This is a genomic window from Streptomyces sp. NBC_01525, assembly GCF_045040405.1.
Lineage (GTDB): Bacteria > Actinomycetota > Actinomycetes > Streptomycetales > Streptomycetaceae > Streptomyces > Streptomyces benahoarensis.
Window position 1 is genome coordinate 4,268,602 of sequence record NZ_CP109397.1, and the last position, 18,245, is coordinate 4,286,846.

The window sequence follows — 18,245 nt, forward strand, 5'->3', positions numbered from 1 at the left end:
GGGCATGGTGACGCGGTTTCCCGCCCGGGGTGGACGGCCCTCGGGCGCGGTACGGGTGGTGCGCTGCGCGGTCCACGGGACGCGCGGCCCCGGCGATGGACGGCGGGGGCCCGCCGGTCCGGCGGTCCGGACACGATGGTCGCCGATGTGCGAACCCCACACTGCACCGACCCGCAAGTTTGGTGCTTTCCCCACCTGCAAGGAAGCGTGACGTCCGGCACACTGGTCGATTCGCCTACGAGAGGGTTACGTCCGGGCGACGGCGGGCAGGCTTCCCGGCCCGCGCCCTGCCACCGCGCGGGCCGATGCTGCAAGATGAGGCCGTGCACTCCGCCGACGCGCCTTCCCCCGATGCCCACGAAACCCTCGATCCCTCGTCGATGCGCGCCCATTACCGTGCCGAGGGGCTGACCGAGACCGAGCTGGCGGCCGAGCCGTACGCACAGTTCGCGCGCTGGTTCAAGGAAGCCTCCGCGGCCGGGATCCACGAGCCCAACGCCATGGTCGTCTCGACCGCCGACGCCGCGGGCCGCCCCAGCTCACGGACGGTGCTGCTGAAGGCGTTCGACGACCGCGGCTTCGTGTTCTTCACCAACTACACCAGCCGCAAGGGCCGTGACCTCGCCGAGAACCCGCACCTGGCGCTGCTCTTCCCCTGGCATCCGCTGGCCCGTCAGGTCATCGTCACCGGCACCGCCGCCCGCATCGGCCGCGACGAGACCGCCGCCTACTTCCGCTCCCGCCCGCACGGCTCCCAACTCGGTGCCTGGGCCAGCGACCAGTCCGCGCCGATCGCCTCCCGCGCCGAACTGGAGGGCGCCTACGACGCGTTGGCGGCCCGGTACCCCGAGGGCGAGCAGGTCCCGGCACCACCCCACTGGGGCGGCTACCGCGTCACCGCCGAAACCGTCGAGTTCTGGCAGGGCCGCGAGAACCGCCTCCACGACCGCCTCCGCTATGTCCGCGCCACCACCGGCTGGACCGTGGAACGCCTCGCACCGTGAACCGGATGGCCTGATCCCCGGGGACCGCCCGGAAACGACGAACGGGCCCGCGCGGGGCCCGGGGATCGGGGAGCGGCCCACGAAGGGCCGGAGGCGCGGCAGGGCCGCGAGCTTCCTCGGACGAGGAACGTGAGCTTCCTCGGACAAGGGAAAGGGCCCGCGTACAAGGGGGAAGGGCCCCGCGTGCAAGGAAAAAGGGCCCCGCGTGGGGCCCGGAGAACGCAGACGACCCGTGGGCCGCTTCCGTCGCGCCGGGTGGCGCGGCGACCGGTCGGACGAACCGGGGGCCCACGGGTCGGGTGACTGCTGGGATTGGCCGACGGCGCATCTGCAGTATGCGCGGGCCGGCGCTGCACTGGGTGTGAAGCGGCGGCCTAGGCCGCAGTCACCTCACGCGTCCGGTACGAAATCATCTGCCGAACCACCTCCCTTCTCGTGTGCACCCAGCCTAGGAACGCGCCCCGCCCCGTACAAGCGAATTAATTTCCGCGACGCCCGGGACGGCTGCGGCCCCCGGGACACCCGCGTCGTCCCGGGGCGGCCCGACCGCGCGAACGGCCCGGGATTTCCGCGAAGGGGGTGTGTGCTGCGTCACGTTCGAGTTGAATGTGCCCAGGTCCAGCACGCGCCACCGCGTCCGTAGGGGGTTCCAGTGGCCGCTTCGTACGGTTCCGCTTCGTACGGTTCCTCGGCGGAACACACCCCGGCCCCGGCCGCCGCGCCGCCCGGCCCGCTCGGGCCCGCCGACGACACCGGGCTGCTCGCCGCCCTCCTCGACGGCATGGACACCGCGCTCCTCGCCCTCGCCGCGGACGGCACGGTCACCCACTGGAACCACGAGGCCGAACAGCTCCTGGGCTGGCCCGCCGCCGAGGCCGTCGGCCGCCGCGGGCTGACCGGCTGGGCGGTCCGCGACGAGGACGCGGGTGCCACCGAGTCCGCCCTCCTCGCCGCGCTGCGCGCCCCCGGCCGTCAGGTGCACGACTACGCCCTGCTCACCAAGGACGGCCGCCGCGTCCTGGTCCGCGGCCAGACCTCCGTCGTCCCCGGCCCCGACGGCCGGGCCGCCGGGGTGTACTGCGTCTTCACCGCCGTACACGCCCAGATCGGCCTGGAACGCTCCCTCGCCCTGAGCGAGGCGCTCGGCGACGACGCGCCCTGGGGCGTGGTCCTCGTCGACGCCGACCTGCGGCCCGCCGTCGTCAACACCCCCGCCGCCCGCGCACTGGAATCCGGCCGGGACGCGCTCCTCGGCCGCACCCTCGGCGATCTGCTGGACCAGGGCGCCGAGGAGGTGGAGGCGGTGCTCCAGCACGTCCTGGCGGAGGGCGAGCCGCCCGGACTGAGCGATCTGTGGGTGACGTTGCGCGCCCCCGACGCCGTACGCCCCCGCCGCTGCTGGCGGAGCGGCTTCGTCCGCCTCGCCTCCCCGCTCTCCGAGGAGCCGGTACCGCTCGGCGTCGCCTGGCTCTTCCAGGACGTCACCGATGCCAAACAGGCCGAACAGGACGGCGCGCTGCTCCGCTTCCGCACCCAGCAGCTGCACCGCGCGGGCCGCGCCGCCGCCGACTGCCCCGACCCGCGGGAGGCGGCCGCCGTCCACCTCGACTACGCCTTGGCGGGCTTCGCCGACCACGCCCTGGTCGATGTCGTCGCGCCCCCGCCCGGCCGGGACGGTGACGACGGGGGAGCGGGCGGGGACGGCACCGCCTCCGTCCGGCTGCGGCGGGCCCTCGCCTCACCCGCGGGGTCCCCCGGCCCCTGCACGGTGCCGCAGCCGTCCGCGGTCCCCGTCGCGTACGCCGCCGGGCACCCGGCCCTCCAGGCGTACGCGCGCGGCGGCTCGGTGCGGACGAGTGTGGGCGCGACCGGCGACGACGGCTGGGCGGCCGCCCGCCGATGGCCGGACGGCACGGTTCACGGGCTGTGCGTGGTGCTGCGCAGCCGCGCCCGCACCCTCGGCGTCGCGACCTTCCTGCGCACCCCGGCCCGCCGCCCCTTCGACCGCGCCGACGCCGCCTACGCGGAGGAGGTCGCCGCCCGGATCGCGGCGGCCCTGGACCTGGCGTCGTCGTCCGACGGCTGAACGGGGGTCGGCACCCGGTGGCGGGCCGGTGCTCCCCGGGGCCGCAGGGTCACCGCCGCCGGGAACGGTCCGCTTCCGGCGTATCCGGGTCACCGCCGCCGGATCCGGGTCACTGCCGGTAGAAGATCCGGTCCGCGTACTCCCGCATCACCCGGCCGTTCCACTCGTGGCCGCCGTCGACGTTGCCCGACCGCAGCAGCGGCGGTTCGACGCCCCGCTCGGCCAGCGCACCGGCGGCCGTCGCCACCATCGCCTGCATGATCGCGCTGGTGACGACGGTGGAGGCGGGCGCGAACGGCGCGTCGATCCCCGGGAGCCGCAGCTCCGCGTCGCCCACCGGGATACGGCTGTCGAGCACCAGGTCGCAGTGGTCCTTGAGGAAGGTGCCCGAGACGTGCCGGGAGGAGGTGGCGTCCGCGTAGGCGACCGACGTCAGGCCGATGACCTTTATGCCGAGCGCCCGCGCGTTCATCGCCATCTCGACGGGCAGCGCGTTCCGCCCGGAGAGCGAGATGATCACCAGCACGTCACCGGCCCGCAGCGGGCTGGTGTCCAGCACCGCGGCGGCCAGCCCGTCGACCCGCTCCAGCGCACTGCCGAGCGTCGCGGGCCGGACGTCCACGCCCACCACCCCCGGCACGGACAGCAGGTTCATGATCGCGAGGCCGCCCGCCCGGTAGACGGTGTCCTGCGCGGGCAGCGAGGAGTGCCCGGCGCCGAAGGAGAAGACCCGTCCGCCCGCCTCGACGGTGTCGGCGATCAGCCGCCCGGCGGCGGCGATGGCGGGACCCCCGTCGTCACGCGTCTGCCGCAGCAGCTCGATCGCGGCATCGAAGTACTGCCCGGCAAGCCGGTCGCTCTCAGCCATTCCGCGGTCTCCCTCATCGCTGCTCATGGATTCCCCTCGCCCCGGTCCGGGCACGAGCGCGCCGGACGGTGGGCGGCCGTGGCGCGGATCACGTTGCGGTCTGGACCAGTGCGCTGTCAATACGGCTGACGCGACAGCCCCCGGACGGCTTGTGTGCGGCCCCGGGCGGCAGCCGCCGCGGGCGGAGGCGGCGCCGTTGTCGGTGGGATGCGTCAGAATTGAATCCAGGGCCACCCGCACGACACAGCTAGGGGCACGCATGTCCGGACTGATCGACACCACGGAGATGTATCTCCGCACCATCCTCGAACTCGAAGAGGAAGGTGTGGTCCCGATGCGCGCCCGGATCGCGGAGCGGCTCGAACAGAGTGGCCCCACGGTCAGCCAGACCGTGGCGCGCATGGAGCGGGACGGCCTGCTGTCCGTCGCGGGCGACCGGCACCTGGAGCTGACGGAGGAGGGCCGTCGGCTGGCGACGCGCGTGATGCGCAAGCACCGCCTCGCCGAATGCCTGCTCGTCGACGTCATCGGGCTGGAGTGGGAGCAGGTGCACGCCGAGGCGTGCCGCTGGGAGCACGTGATGAGCGAGGCGGTCGAGCGCCGCGTCGTCGAGCTGCTGCGCCACCCGACGGAGTCGCCGTACGGCAACCCGATCCCGGGCCTGGAGGAGCTGGGCGAGAAGGCGGAGGCCGATCCGTTCCTGGAGACCGGCATGGTCAGCCTCACCGAGCTGGACGCCGGTCCGGACGGCAAGACCGTCGTGGTCCGCCGCATCGGCGAGCCCATCCAGGCGGACGCCCAGCTGATGTACACGCTCCGGCGCGCCGGGATCCAGCCCGGCGCGGTCGTCAGCGTGACCGAGGCCCCCGCCGGAGTTCTCGTCGGCAGCAGCGGCGAGGCGGCCGAGCTGGAGTCGGAGATCGCCGCCCACGTCTTCGTCGCGAAGCGCTGACCCACCGCGTCGGGCGCCGGGGGTACCGGCGCGTCCGGCCGATGCCTTGCGCCCCGTGCTGTGGAGCGCGGGTCGCCGGTGTGTGTGGCCGCAAAGCGTGCGGCTGATGGCCGGTGCCCGGCGCCCCGCCCGTGCCTTCGTACGGGGGCGTTGCCGCACCGGTGCGGGCGGCCGGGCCGTTGTTGCAGGGCTGACGGCCGGGCCGTTGTCGCAGGGGCTGACGGCCGCTGCCCTGGCGCCCCGCTGTCTGGCGCCTGGGCCGTTGCCGCGCGGCGTGGATGATCGCCGCCTTGCCCCTGCCGGGCCGCCGTCGCGACGTGGTTCCGGGACGCCCGCCCGTCGCCGCCGACCCGGCCTTGCCGCCCGGCGGCCGCCGTACGAAGCGCAGGGCGCGGGCAGCCCCGCGGCCCCGGGCCGGGCCTGCGTTTCCTCCGCGGATTTCCTCTCTTGACCGTTTCACCGCCCTGAGCTGCGCAGAGGGGGGCGCCCCGGGCCGTGGCGGCTTCCGGGCGGGGCGGGTGCGGGATGAGGAATTGCGCGAACCGGTGCGGAACGGCCGGGGACGTGTCACCCTTGGCGCCCACATGGATGCCCGCTGTGGTGCCGACCGGCACGCGGACGGGCTCGGCCCGGGCTGCGGCGGCCCGGTACGGAACGGTACGGGGGAGCCGCGGTCTGACGGCTTCCGGGGGAGGAGGCGCGGGTGGGGGCAGCGGAACCTGACCGAACACGGCGAACGGCGGCGCGACACAGATCCTGCGAGGTCTCGGGGCCCCGGCGCTGCGAGCATCCGGGACCCCGCCTCCCCCGGCTCCCCCGTCAGGACCTGGAGCCCCGAGCTCTCAAGGTCCCGCGCTACGGACCCCCTGTCCGGCGGGATCCGTCCCCCCGTAGCTGTCTCCCCGTGCGGATCCCCGGCTATCCCTGCGCACTGTCACCCGAACGAGGGGACTTCCGCACGAGGCCGTCGTATTCGAATGAAAGTTCGATAGTGTGGAGTGGGTCAAGGGACGAGTGGGGGTGTCAGGGCACATGGTGCGGCGCATCGAGGTGACGGGGGCCGGCGGAATGCGGCTCGCAGCCTGGGAGTTCACCGACCCGCCCAAGGGCGACGGCGGGCCGGAGGGGAGCGAGCGGCGCCCCGGTGTCCTGCTGCTCCACGGCCTGATGGGGCGGGCTTCCCATTGGGCCGACACCGCCCGCTGGCTCGGCGCGCGGTATCGCGCCATCGCCCTCGACCAGCGGGGCCACGGCCGCAGTGAGAAGCCCGCCGACGGCCCCTTCGGCCGCGCCGCCTACGTCGAGGACGCGATAGCCGTCATCGAACAGCTCGGCCTCGCCCCTGTGACCGTCATCGGCCACGCCATGGGTGCGCTGACGGCCTGGCAGCTCGCCGCCCGTCGGCCGGATCTGGTCGGCGCGCTGGTCATCTGCGACATGCGCGCGTCCGCGCTGGGCGCCGCCTCGCAGCACGAATGGGCCGAGTGGTTCGCCACCTGGCCGCTGCCCTTCGCCACGCTCGCGGACGTCCGCCGGTGGTTCGGCGAGGAGGATCCGTCGCTGGAGCGCCCCCGCCCGGCGCGCGGCGCGTTCTTCGCCGAGGTGATGGCCGAGCGTGCCGACGGCTGGCGCCCGGTCTTCTCCCGCCGCCAGATGCTCACCGCCCGCGAGACCTGGGTGACCGACGCCCACTGGGAAGAGCTGGCCGAGGTCCGCTGCCCCGCCCTCGTCGTCCGGGGCCAGGACGGCGAGCTGGGCCGCGCCGAGGCGCAGGAGATGGTCCGCGTCCTGCCCGGCGGCAGCTACGCCGAGATACCCGACGCGGGCCATCTGCTGCCCTGGGAACACCCTGACGCCTGGCAGCGCGCCGTTGAGCCGTTTTTGCGGGCGGCGGTACCAGGGTGAGGGGGCGGGGGCGCGGGCGGGCTGATGCCTGATGCCGCGTGCCTGGTGGACCGGCCGTTGGTCGTTGACTTCTGGCGGCCCGTCCGCCGCTGCCCGGCGCTCGGCGGCCTGCCCGCTGCCCGTCGGTGCGCACGGCCGGTACGGCACGCCATGCCCGGCCGGTGGCGGGGGAGTGGGTGACCGGTAGCTGGGAGGTAGGCGGGAAGGGGGCCGCCGGGAGGGCAGGCGGGGAGGCGTAGGTGCGGGCCGACAGTGGGGCCCGCGCGCGCCCCACGGCCCGTGCCCGCCTGGTGGGATACGCCAGGAGGAGTCGAATTTCGGCCGACGCTACGATGCACTGCCGTGCCGTGCCGTGCCGCGTCGGCCGTCGGTCCGCGTGGGGAACTCGTGGGGGTGGCGCCCGCGTGACGTGTTCCCCGCATCTCCCGATTCCCGCATCTCCCGACAGACGTGGAAGGCCCGCGATGGACCCCTTGCTCCCGGACGACCCGCAAGCCCTCGGGCCGTACCGCCTGTTGGGCCGGATCGGGGCCGGCGGGATGGGCCGCGTCTACCTCGCGCGGTCCGCCGGGGGCCGCACCGTCGCGGTGAAGGTGGTGCGGCCCGATCTGGCGCAGGACACCGCGTTCCGGGGGCGGTTCCGGCAGGAGGTCGAGATAGCCCGCGCCGTGTCCGGGCGCTACACCGCACCGGTCGTCGACGCCGACACCGACGCGTCGCTGCCCTGGCTCGCGACTGCCTTCGTCCTCGGGCCGTCGCTGACCGAGGTCGTCGACGAACACGGCCCGCTGCCGGAGCGCAGTGTCCGGGCCCTGGGCGCCGGGCTGGCCGCCGCGCTGACCGAAATCCACTCCGTCGGGCTGGTCCACCGCGACCTCAAACCGTCCAACGTCCTGCTCGCCGCCGACGGCCCCCGCGTCATCGACTTCGGCATCGCGCGCGCCGTCGACGGGAACCGTATGACCCAGACCGGCGTGGTCGTCGGCTCGCCCGGCTACATTCCGCCCGAGCAGGTGCTCGGCCAGCGCGTCGGCACGGCCGGTGACGTCTTCGCCCTCGGCGCGGTCCTCACCCACGCCGCCACCGGGCACGGGGCGTATGCCGAGTCCACGCCCGCCGCGGTGCTCTACCAGGTCGTCCACGGCGAACCGGACCTCAGCGGGGTGCCCGACGCCCTTCTTGAGCTGGTCGCGTCCTGCCTGCACCGCGATCCGGCCCAACGGCCCGCCCCCGCCGAGGTGCTGGCCGCGCTCGCCCCGGAGGGCACCGGCACGGCCTTCGCCAACTGGCTGCCCGGCGCCGTCGCCTCCACCATCGCCACCCACGCCGCGCGCCTCCTCGACCTGGAAACCCCCGGCGACCTGCCGCAGCCCGGTACCGGGACGCCGTCGCCCGGACCTGCGGCCCCGGGTGTGAACCCGTCGGGCGTGGCTCCTTCGGGCGCGACCCCTCCGGTGGCCGGTGCGCCGCAGCATCCCGGTGCGGCGCCCGGGTTCGGTACGGCGCCGACGTATGTGCTCGGGGCGGGCCAGGTCGCGGCGCCCGGAGCCGTCGGTGGGCCAGGCGCGTCCGGTGAGGCCGGCGTGCCCGGTGAGGTGGGTGCCGGTCACCCTGGTACGCCCGGCGACGGAGTCCCCGTACCCGCCGGACCCGGCACCGTCCCGCAGCAGGCATCGGCCGGACCCGGCGCGACCGCCCCGACCGGCCCCGGCGTACCTGCCGGACCAGGCGGAACGACCGCCCCCCTCACGTCCGGTGACGCGCCGGCACCGTCCCGGCGGCGGTTCCTCGGGCTGGTCGCCGGAGGCGTGGCCGGTGTGGCGGCCCTCGGTGGCGCCGGGGTCTGGGCGATGAGCGGCCGGTCCGGCGGCAAGGCCACCGACGACGGCGGGGGCGGCGGCGACACCCCGGAGGCCGACGGTTTCACCACCCCGCCGCCCGGCACCCCGCCCACCGTCCTTTGGCACCGCACCGCCGAGACCGACAGCCTCAACAGCGATGCGCCGCTCGCCGTCCACAACGGTCTGCTGCTGATCAGCGGCGACCCGCTGGTCGCCCGCCGCGCGACCACCGGCGCCATCGCCTGGAGCCGGAAGGGCATCACCATCGCCGGTGCGCCGCTGATCCTCGCCGACCGCAAGCTCTTCCTCGTCAGCACCGAGTACAACGGCGATGTCATCGGCCTCGACCCGGACACCGGCAAGGAGGTGTGGCGCAGCCGCCTCGGCGGTGACCTCACCGTCCAGCGCATCCTCGCGGCCGACGCGGAACGCCTCTACGTCGTCGCGTCGGTGCGCACCGAGGACACCACCCAGCACCTGACCGCCGTCGCGGCGATCAGCCTCCGTACGGGCCGAACGGCTTGGAGCAAGCCTCGCGACAAGGGGACGACGGACTACGACCTCGAAGGCACCGTCTCCGGCGACCGGCTCGTCTACACCGACGGGCGGAGCAACGTCACGGTCCGCGACAACGCCGACGGCCGTCAGCTGTGGAGCCGCAAGCTCGGCGACGACATCGCCTGGCGGCCCGCCGTGCACGCCGGGCGGATCTTCCTCGGCGGCCCCCGGCTACGCGCCGTCCACCTCGACACCGGCGAGCCGGACTGGTCGCTCTCCTCCGCCGGGCGCCTCAGCTTCTATCAGCCGATGGTCGTCAACGGCGTGGTGTACGCCGCCGATCACAGCGGTGGCGTCTGGGCGGTGGACCCGGTGCGCGGCCGCAAATTCTGGCTCTCCGAGGACCCGGGCGCGCGCCGGGCGCCGACCGAATTCCTGTCCGCCCGCGGCACGCTCTACGGTGCGTCGTACGACGACGCCGGTGGCATCTTCGCCCTCGACCCGGCTACCGGCAAGGTCCGTTGGCACTACAACGACAACACCGGAAGCCTGGACCAGTGGCACGTCACCGCCGCCGGACGCCGGTTGCTGGCCACCCATGGCGACGAGATCTACGCGCTGCCGGCGGTCTGACCTGGGTCTCCTCGGCGCCGGACGCTGCCCCGGAACCGGCGAGGCGGATCTGCTCCGGCCGGCACCCGCCGTCACCCCCTACGAGGCGTCCAACGTACGGGTGAAGTCGCCGCGTTGGACGCGCGCGGCCAGGGAATCGTCGGGTTCCCCGGAGAGCAGGGAGCCGTAGCCGGTGGCGGCCCAGAGGCTGTGTGCGGCGTCCACCTCGAAGTACGGGACCGGGCGGTCGCCCCTCCGGTCGGTGAGGACCTCGGGGGCCCGGCGGGACCGTATCGCGCGTACGCAGGACTCGCAGGCCGCCACCCGCAGCTCCTCGCGGCGGCCGAGCGGACGCCACGGCAGGACGCGGGCGGCCGGTCCGTGCAGCGGATGGAAGAAGCACAGGGGCAGCGGAGCTTCCTCGGCGCCGAGCGCCGCGCGGCCCTCGGCCATCAGCGCGAACACGCCCGCCAGATCCGGCACGCCCCGCGCGCGGTCCAGCACCGTACCGGCCGCGGAGTACGCGTCGAGGGCCCGCCCGACGGCCTGCGGATCGCCCTGCGCGGCGCGGGCCTCCTCGCCCAGCCGCACCACCTCCGCCGCCGCCCGGTCACGCAGCTCCGCCTCGTCGGCCCGCCGGGCGGCAGCGAAGACGGAACGCGGCAACGCGAACGGCGTGGCCAGATCCCGCACCCGGGCACGCCGCCGCCACAGCAGCCCCACCGCGCCGAGCAGCAGCAACGGCCCGGCCACCAGCGTCACCGCCCGGACCACGGGGGAGCCGGAGGGCTTCGAGTGCTCCGATGGCCTCGCGGCGCCCGGCTCGTCGGAAGTCCCGGACGGGGCAGGGGCGTTGAGGTCGGCGGTGGCCTTCTCGTACTCCTTCTCGCCGTCGCCCGCCGCGATGATGTCGATGGCCCGCTCGACGCGGCGGGCCGTCCCCGCGCCCTCCATGTCGCTCTGGTGGAAGACGGCCGCCGCGGCCTGCTGCGCCTGATGGGCGCCGGTGGGCCATTCGCGGGCGGCGATGTCGTCGTGGAACTCGCCGAGCGTGATGATGATCGACGGATCGCCGCCCATCCGGTCGTGGACGACCTCCGCGAGCTGCGCGGGATCGCCGCCCCAGCTGTCCCCCTCGACCAGCGGCACCAGCACCACCCGGATCGGCAGATGCGTCCCGCGGATCCGCTCGGCCAGCTGCCGCTGCGCGGCCCCGCCGACCGCCGAGTCCAGCGACGGATCGACGTAGACGGGGGAGCGGCGCAGCGCATCGGCGATCTTCTGCCCCGGGCTCCCGGCGGCGGCCCCCGGCGACGCGGCGCACCACACCAGGGCCAGCGCCGAGACGACGGCACCGGCCACGGCGGGCATCCGGCGGCGGGCACCCGCGCGGCGCGGGCGGCGGTGGCGAAGGTCAGTGAACACCGAAGTACTCCCGTACATCGCGGGTGAGTTGATCGATCGGGGTGCCGTCGGCGAGCGCGGCCAGCGGCCCGGGAAGCTCGGCGTACGGCACCCGGTCCGCCCGGCCGCTGTCCGCCGCCGGGCCCAGCCGCAGCACCGGCCCCGGGACGGTACGACACCGTCCGCAGACCGGCAGCGACCGGGCGCGGCCGCCGCCCGCCGTGGGTATACGGCGGGTGCCGTGCGCCGGGCCGTGCAGCGGATTGCGGTGGCACAGCCGCTCCGGCGCGGCGGGACCCTCGACGGCCGCCCGACCGGAGCGGGCCAGCGCGACGGCGCACACCAGGGAGGCGGGGGTGGCGTCCGCATCGACCCGGGCGTCGCCGTCGCCGTCGATGAGCAGGGCAGCGGCGTCCAGGCACTCCCAGGCCCGGTGGCGGGTCCGCTCCGGCAGGGTGTCCTGGGCGTCCAGTACGGCGGTGAGGGCGTCGGCCTCCTGCCGGGCGGTGCGCCGCAACCACGCGAGGGACGGCTCGTCCGGCGCCTCGGACGCGGCCGGTACGCCGCCGGGCGCCGGGCCACCGGCCGTCCGGCGCCGCCCCACCGCACCGGCCAGGGCCCGCACCGCCGTCACCAGGCCGAGCAGCAGCGCCGCGAGGAACGTGCCGATCAGCAGCCCCGGAGCGAAGTCCGCCGCGAAAACGCTGGGCAGATCCTTCTCCGCGACCGGGTCGGCCGCGGGCCCGGGGTCGTACGGCCGGTCGCCCGCCGAGTCCCGCGGGGCGTCGGCGACATCGCGGAGCAGCGCGTCGAGCCGGTCGCCGAGGGTTCGGGTTTCGTGCAGCTCAGGGAGGCCGAAGTGGCTTCTCGGCAGGGCGTACGCGTTGATGGGCGCGCCGTAGTTGACGACGGAGAGGGTCTCCGCCAGCGGATCGGCGAGGATGAACAGCGCGTCATGGTGCAGGCGTTGGTGGAGCGACTGGACGAATATCTCGCGGTTACCGCCCGATTCGTCTTCGGTGAGGCGGGGGACCGCGGCGATCAGCACCGGGATGTCGAGTGCGGCGAGGCGCTTGTGCAGCCGGGTGCGCTCGGCGGAGCTCAGGACCGGTTCGCTCTCCGGGTCGGTGTAGAGGGGGTCGTGGCGCAGACCGGCGGTCACCCGCTCGATGCGGGAGCGCATATCGGCCGGGGTCGGGATGGCGTCGTCGCCGTAGGAGCGGTCGTCGAAGAGGCGCGCGGCGGTGACGGCGAGCCCGCCCGCGAGGACCACCGCCACGGCCAGTAGCACCGCCACGGCCGGGGCCGGGCGCCGCCGACCGGTGGAGTGTCCCGGGGACAGCGGGGCGGCGCCTTTCCCTGACATCGCACCTCCCCGTGGGGCGCTTCCCGCCGTGCGGTCCTTGCCGCCCTTGCCCGGTGTGTCACCGGGTTTGCGGAGGGAGAGCGCGGGGGCGGCGGCGCGCGGGCCGGGGACCGGCGCCCCGCCGCGCGCCCGGCGCAGTCGGAGCCGACGGCGTACGTAGAGGCCCACCAGTACGACGGCGAGCGGGAGCCCGGCGACCGCGATGCCCGTGACGAAGCTCTGGTTCTCCCGTTCGGTGGGGTCGGGGTGCAGCTTCGGCACCTCGGTGCCGCTGTCGGCCGCGGCGCTGCCCGCCTCCGCCCGTTCATGGGCCCGCCCCGAGAGAAGGACATCGACGAAGTGCTGGAATGTCTCGCGGGGCGTCGCGTCGTACGGCAGCTCGTAGAGCGTGGCGCGGGCCGCGTCCCGGGTGCCGGGCACCTCCACGCCGTACGCCTGCACCTCCGGCGTCCCGGGCCCGCTCAGCGCCACGTACAGACCGTCGCGCCCGAGCCGGTCGTGGACTCCGGCGAGGAACCCAGCGCCGTCGGCGCCCAGCGCGGTGTCGGGCAGAACCATGACGTACACGGGCACATGGAGCCGCGTGGCCTGCGCGGCGAAGAACGGGGCACTGGAGCGGGGGGCTTCGCGCGGCACCTGGTCGCTGATGTACACGGGATCGCGGCGCAGCTGCTCGGCGAGGTACGCGGCCCTGCTGCGCGGGGTGTCCGCGCGGGAGGGGGCGGCGGGTGCCGTGCTCGCGGGGGACTCGGCCGTGGTGGCCTCGGCCGCGTGCCTGCTCACGGTGCGCTCCGCCGCGGGCCCGTGGGCCGTGCGTCCGGGAACCGGGGGCGATGGCTGTGCCACCGCGGGGGCGCCGCTCAGCAGCACCGTCAACCACCCTGTGACCAGCATCAGCGCGCCTCGACGCATCGCCCCCACCCCCTCGTTCCGCATGACGCCCTGACGCTACCTCTCACGCGCGGACGCCGTCGGAGCCTGTGGATAACTACTGGTGCACAGCGGCTCCAGGGCGTGGGCGGCGGCGTATCGGGGGCGGGGCGCCGGCCGGGACGCCGGGCGGGGCAACCGACCACCCCGCCCCTTCACCCTTTCCGCTTCACCCCTTCCGCACCGCCGCCAAGATCTCCGGCACCCGCCGCACCACCACAGGCGCCGCGATCCGCAGTCCCACCTGGGCCATCGCCGTGCCGTAGGCCGCTCCGACCGGCAGGAGTATCCACAGCAGGCCGTGGTGGCCCGCCAGGTGGAGCCAGAGGGTCAGGGCCAGCAGCGGTGCGCTGAGGACCGTGCCCGCCAGCAGGCCGCCGAAGAGGCTGAACCAGGCGATGGACGCCTGGCCCGGCCCGATGTTCTTGTTGCCGTCGGACGGGATGGAGTACGGGAAGAGCGTCGAGGTGAGCGCGCCCGTCGCCACCAGCGCGCCGAGCAGCGCCAGTGACAGCCCGTAGATCTCCACCAGCGACGACCAGGCGCCGAGGAACGCGACGGTGCCGACCACCACCAGCGTGACGTACGGAACCGCGACCAGACACAGCGCCAAGGCGCGGGCCCGCAGTTCGCGGTAGGCGTCGCGGGGCGTGGCGAGGGTGGCGGCGACCATCCAGAAGGCCGAGGTGTCCTGCCCGAACTGGTTGTACATCTGCATGCCGAGCAGCGCGGGCGCCACGAACGCGGTGTAGACCGTGCCGTTGCCCTGCGCCGCGTAGACGACCGGCACCAGCAGCCCCACGCCCAGCGACGTCGCCCAGCTCATCTTCGACTTCGGATCGCGCCAGGCGTAGCGGAGCGTCCGCAGCATGACCGCGCCCGTCCGGCCGTCCGGCAGCAGCCGGGCCAGGCCCCGTGCGCCGCCCTTCGCCGCGCGCCCGCCGTCCTTCTCGACCGGCTGGAGCGTCGACGCGTCGGGCGACGTCATCAGGGTGGTCAGCATCCGCTGCCACCACCACAACAGCAGCACCAGTGCCAGCACGGTCAGCGCCAGCCCGACGGCGGCCCGGCCCCAGGCGCCCCGGCCCGCGTCCGCCACGGCGCTCATTGCCGACGCCGGGGGCACCCAGCGCAGCACCTCACCGACCGGCTCCAGGACGGACAGCCCGTCAGGCCGCCCCAGCTTCTGCGCGGCGATGTTGACGACCTGCCCGCCGAGCGCGACGAACAGGCCGCCCAGCACCGCCAGATCCCGGCCCCGGCGGCTCGTCAGCAGCCGTATCGACGCGGTGGCGACGGCCCGCGCCAGCGCCACGCAGACCAGCACCACCAGGGGAACGGCGCACACCGCGACGACCGTGGCGGCCGTGCCGTCGGCGACCGCGACGGCCGCGCCGGTGGCCAGCGCGAGGGTGACGAACGGCCCGATGCCCACCAGCGACGCCGTCAGCAGCGCCACGATCAACGGGCGGGGCCGCAGCGGCAGCATCACCAGCCGCGTCGGGTCCAGCGTCTCGTCGCCGGACGGGAAGAACAGCGGCATGACCGCCCAGCCCAGCGTCAGGAACCCGGTGAGCAGCACCGCCAGCGCGTCGACGTGCGCCACCCCGCGCAGCAGCACCAGACCCGTGGTCGCCCCGGCGGCGCACACCACGCCCACCAGTATCGACGCGACGTAGGCGGCGGCGCGGCCCGGCGAGCGGCGCAGCCCGTTGCGGAGCAGGGCGAGCTTCAGGCGGACGAACAGCGGCGTCAGCGCGGGCGAGGCCGACTGCCCCGGGGCGCCCGGTGCGAATCCGGCACTCATCGGGAGCCGCCCCCCAGCCAGTCGAGGTTCTGCCCGGCGCGGGTGCGGTGACCGGCGCCGACCAGCTCCAGGAACGCCTCCTGGAGCGATGGCGCGTCGCCCCGCACCTCGGCGATCGGGCCGTCCGCCCGGATCCGTCCGGCGGCGATCACCGCGACCCAGTCGCAGAGCGATTCGACCAGCTCCATCACATGGCTGGAGAAGATCACCGTCGCCCCGGAGGAGGTGTACCGCTCCAGGACGCCGCGGATGGTCTGCGCCGACACCGGGTCGACGCCCTCGAACGGCTCGTCCAGGAAGAGGATTTCAGGGTTGTGCAACAGCGCGGCGGCCAGCCCGATCTTCTTGCGCATACCGGTGGAGTAGTCGACGACCAGTTTGTACTGCGCACCGGACAGGCCGAGGATGTCCAGCAGCTGATCGGCGCGTTTGTCGGTCTCGGTGCCGGTCAGCCCGCGCAACCTGCCCATGTAGCCGAGGAGTTCACGGCCCGACAGGCGCTCGAAGAGCCGCAGACCCTCGGGCAGCACCCCGATCCGCGACTTGACGGCCACCGGGTCGTGCCACACGTCGTGCCCGCCGATGCGGACCTCGCCGGAATCCGGCCGCAGCAGCCCGGTGACCATGGACAGCGTGGTGGTCTTGCCCGCGCCGTTCGGCCCCACCAGCCCGATGAAGCGGCCCGCGGGCAGCGTCAGATCGATACCGGCCACCGCGGTCTGCGTCCCGAAGCGCTTGGTCAGCCCGCGGATCTGCACCGCCGGCACGCCTTCGGACGCCCCGTCCTTCGATGGCGCGGCCACCGTCTCCCCGCTCTTCTCCGTTCCGTTCGTCACCGGTCCAGCCCTTCGACGTCCCCGCAGAGGCCGGCCGGCCCCCGTCCTCCTTCACGATACGGACCGGGACTGACAGCGGGCCGGGACCGCCCGCCGGCGGCGACGAACGGCGGGCGGTCCCGGGGCCCTGCCGTATGAACGGCCCCGGGGCGACCCGTACCGCCCGGAGGGACCGGAAAGAGGGACGGGAGAAACGCGTGTCCCGGGCGCACCTACCGGCACCTGGGGCGCATGGAGGCATCGACGGGGGCGCGAAGCGGTGGTGAGCCGGGTGCGGGGTAGCGACCCGCCCGCCGGGGCGAGCAGGATCGCGGCGTGCGGACCGTGGGGGCGAAGGGCCGTGGAGAGCACCGGGACGCACCCGGCGCCGCGGCGCCCCGTGCGGACGCCGCCGTCACCCGGACTCCGCGCACCTGACACACCCGCCCGCACCGCACGCCTCACCCGTATCGCCGGTTTCCGGAATCTCCCGGATATCCGGGAATAAGCGGGGAATTGACCACAACCAATCACTCCGAACGGCGTTCACCGGTGAACGCACAGCCGCAACAGGGGGTACCAACATGGCCGCAAGGCCACTCGTCGCTCGCCAGCCCAACGAGCGGCTTCAGGCGCTGATCCAGGAAGCCGCCTGCTCCAACGCGGGACTGGCCCGCCGCGTCAACATGTGCGGCGCCGAACACGGCCTCGATCTGCGCTACGACAAGACCTCGGTGGCCCGGTGGCTGCGCGGGCAACAGCCGCGCGGCCGCGCGCCCGCCGTCATCGCGGAGTCCCTGGGGCGCAAGCTCGGCCGCACGGTCACCATCGACGAGATCGGCATGGCGGACGGCAAGAACCTCGCGTCCGGTGTGGGGCTGCAGTTCTCCCCGACCGTGCTCGGCGCGATCGAGCAGGTCAGCGAGTTGTGGCGGAGCGATGTCGGGCGGCGTGACTTCCTGAACGGCTCCTCCGTCGCGGCCTCGGCGCTGGTCGAGCCCAGCCGCGACTGGCTGATCACCGGGGCGGACCCCCAGGTGGCGCGCAGCGCGGGCGCCCGGGTGGGGCGCGCCGATGTCGAGGCGGTGCGCGCCATGACCACGGCGCTCGGCGACCTCGACCACCGCTTCGGCGGCGGCCACGTCCGGCCGGTCGTCGTGCACTACCTCAACAGCGTCGTCTCCGGGCTGCTCGCCGGGTCCTACCGGGAGTCCGTGGGGCGGGAACTCTTCGCCGCCGTCGCGCGGTTGACCGAACTCGGCGGCTACATGGCGGTCGACACCGGGCAGCCCGGTCTCGCGCAGCGCTACTACATCCAGGCGCTCCGCCTCGCGCAGGCCGCCGACGATCGCGCGTACGGCGGCTACGTACTCGCCGCGAGCATGAGCCACCTCGCCGCCGAACTGGGTACCCCCCGCGAGATCTCCCAGCTCGCGCGGGCCGCGCAGGAGGGCGCGCGGGGCCGGATCACCCCGCGCGCCGAGGCGATGTTCTGCGCCGCGGAGGCGCGCGGCCATGCGCTCATGGGGGACGGCCGGGCCTTCCAGTCGGTGGCCGCCCGCGCGCTGACCGCGATGGAACGCGCCGAGGCCGAGGGCGACGCGGGCGACGACCCGGACTGGATCGGCCACTTCGACCGGGCCTATCTGGCCGACGAACTCGCTCACTGCCACCGCGATCTGGGGCAGGCCGCCGCCGCCGAGGAGCAGGCCCGTCTGGCGCTCCAGGGCCATCCGCGCACCCGGGTGCGCCGCCGCGCCATCGGCATGGTGCTGCTGGCCGGGGCGCAGGTGCAGCAGCGCGAGGTCGAACAGGGCTGCCACACCGCCACCGAGGCCGCGGAATTGCTCGGCGAACTGCGCTCGCACCGGGGCGTGGAGTACCTCGACGACTTCCGGCAGCGCGTCGAGCCGTACCGGGACGAGCCGGTGGTGCGGGAGTTCGGCGCGCGGCTGGAGTTGCGCGTCGCGGTGTGAGAACGCCGGGCCCCGGGACGGGTCCGCGGTGCCGCGCCTGGTGCGTGGTGCCGCGGACCCGTTCTGCGTAGGCGTCAACGGGCCGGAGAAATGCGACGAATGTGCAGATCCGGGGCACCGGTGCCCCGGGGGCGTGCGGTGCGTTCCCCGGGGGCGCCGGTCCGGTCGCTGTCTCAGGGCC

Annotated in this window: 11 protein-coding genes; 6 read left to right on the forward strand and 5 right to left on the reverse strand. The window is 74.7% G+C overall.

Annotated features, from left to right (window positions below):
- Positions 1-305: 305 nt before the first annotated feature.
- Both pdxH and OG422_RS19245 read left to right on the forward strand, forming a co-directional pair.
- Positions 306-1,004 carry a pyridoxamine 5'-phosphate oxidase gene (pdxH, locus tag OG422_RS19240; protein ID WP_405743863.1) on the forward strand — a complete coding sequence of 233 codons (699 nt, stop codon included), beginning with the start codon at positions 306-308 and terminating at the stop codon, positions 1,002-1,004.
- Between the two features lie 652 nt (positions 1,005-1,656).
- Positions 1,657-3,090, forward strand: coding sequence for a PAS domain-containing protein (locus tag OG422_RS19245; protein WP_405743864.1), 1,434 nt, complete (start codon positions 1,657-1,659; stop codon positions 3,088-3,090).
- A gap of 109 nt (positions 3,091-3,199) precedes the next feature.
- Here OG422_RS19245 and OG422_RS19250 read toward each other — a convergent pair whose 3' ends face one another.
- Entirely contained in the window at positions 3,200-3,958 is a 759-nt protein-coding gene (locus OG422_RS19250; RefSeq protein WP_405743865.1) for an SIS domain-containing protein, read from the reverse strand.
- A gap of 259 nt (positions 3,959-4,217) precedes the next feature.
- Here OG422_RS19250 and OG422_RS19255 point away from each other — a divergent pair, with 259 nt between their 5' ends.
- From OG422_RS19255 to OG422_RS19265, 3 genes are all read left to right on the forward strand, one after another.
- The gene (locus OG422_RS19255; RefSeq protein ID WP_405743866.1) at positions 4,218-4,910 is read left to right on the forward strand and encodes a metal-dependent transcriptional regulator; all 693 of its coding nucleotides are present in this window, start codon (positions 4,218-4,220) and stop codon (positions 4,908-4,910) included.
- A 1,032-nt stretch (positions 4,911-5,942) separates the two neighbouring features.
- Positions 5,943-6,815, forward strand: coding sequence for an alpha/beta fold hydrolase (locus OG422_RS19260; protein ID WP_405747895.1), 873 nt, complete (start codon positions 5,943-5,945; stop codon positions 6,813-6,815).
- A gap of 464 nt (positions 6,816-7,279) precedes the next feature.
- Complete coding sequence (locus OG422_RS19265; protein WP_405743867.1) at positions 7,280-9,787, forward strand: protein kinase domain-containing protein; 2,508 nt, start codon at positions 7,280-7,282, stop codon at positions 9,785-9,787.
- A 78-nt stretch (positions 9,788-9,865) separates the two neighbouring features.
- Here the strand turns inward: OG422_RS19265 and OG422_RS19270 are convergent, their stop codons facing one another.
- The 4 genes from OG422_RS19270 to OG422_RS19285 all read right to left on the reverse strand — a co-directional run bounded on the left by OG422_RS19270 (position 9,866) and on the right by OG422_RS19285 (position 16,076).
- The gene (locus OG422_RS19270) at positions 9,866-11,191 is read right to left on the reverse strand and encodes a hypothetical protein (protein ID WP_405743868.1); all 1,326 of its coding nucleotides are present in this window, start codon (positions 11,189-11,191) and stop codon (positions 9,866-9,868) included.
- Positions 11,181-13,319 (reverse strand): hypothetical protein, encoded by a 2,139-nt coding sequence (locus OG422_RS19275; RefSeq protein WP_405743869.1) that lies wholly within the window; start codon positions 13,317-13,319, stop codon positions 11,181-11,183. The genes OG422_RS19270 and OG422_RS19275 overlap by 11 nt, the downstream gene beginning before the upstream one ends.
- A gap of 316 nt (positions 13,320-13,635) precedes the next feature.
- Positions 13,636-15,273 carry a transporter gene (locus OG422_RS19280; RefSeq protein ID WP_405743870.1) on the reverse strand — a complete coding sequence of 546 codons (1,638 nt, stop codon included), beginning with the start codon at positions 15,271-15,273 and terminating at the stop codon, positions 13,636-13,638.
- Positions 15,270-16,076, reverse strand: a complete 807-nt coding sequence (locus OG422_RS19285) for an ABC transporter ATP-binding protein (RefSeq protein ID WP_405747897.1) — start codon at positions 16,074-16,076, stop codon at positions 15,270-15,272. Before OG422_RS19285 ends, OG422_RS19280 begins: the two co-directional genes overlap by 4 nt.
- A 596-nt stretch (positions 16,077-16,672) precedes the next feature.
- Here OG422_RS19285 and OG422_RS19290 point away from each other — a divergent pair.
- Entirely contained in the window at positions 16,673-18,064 is a 1,392-nt protein-coding gene (locus tag OG422_RS19290; protein WP_405743871.1) for a transcriptional regulator, read from the forward strand.
- The last annotated feature ends 181 nt before the right edge of the window (positions 18,065-18,245 follow it).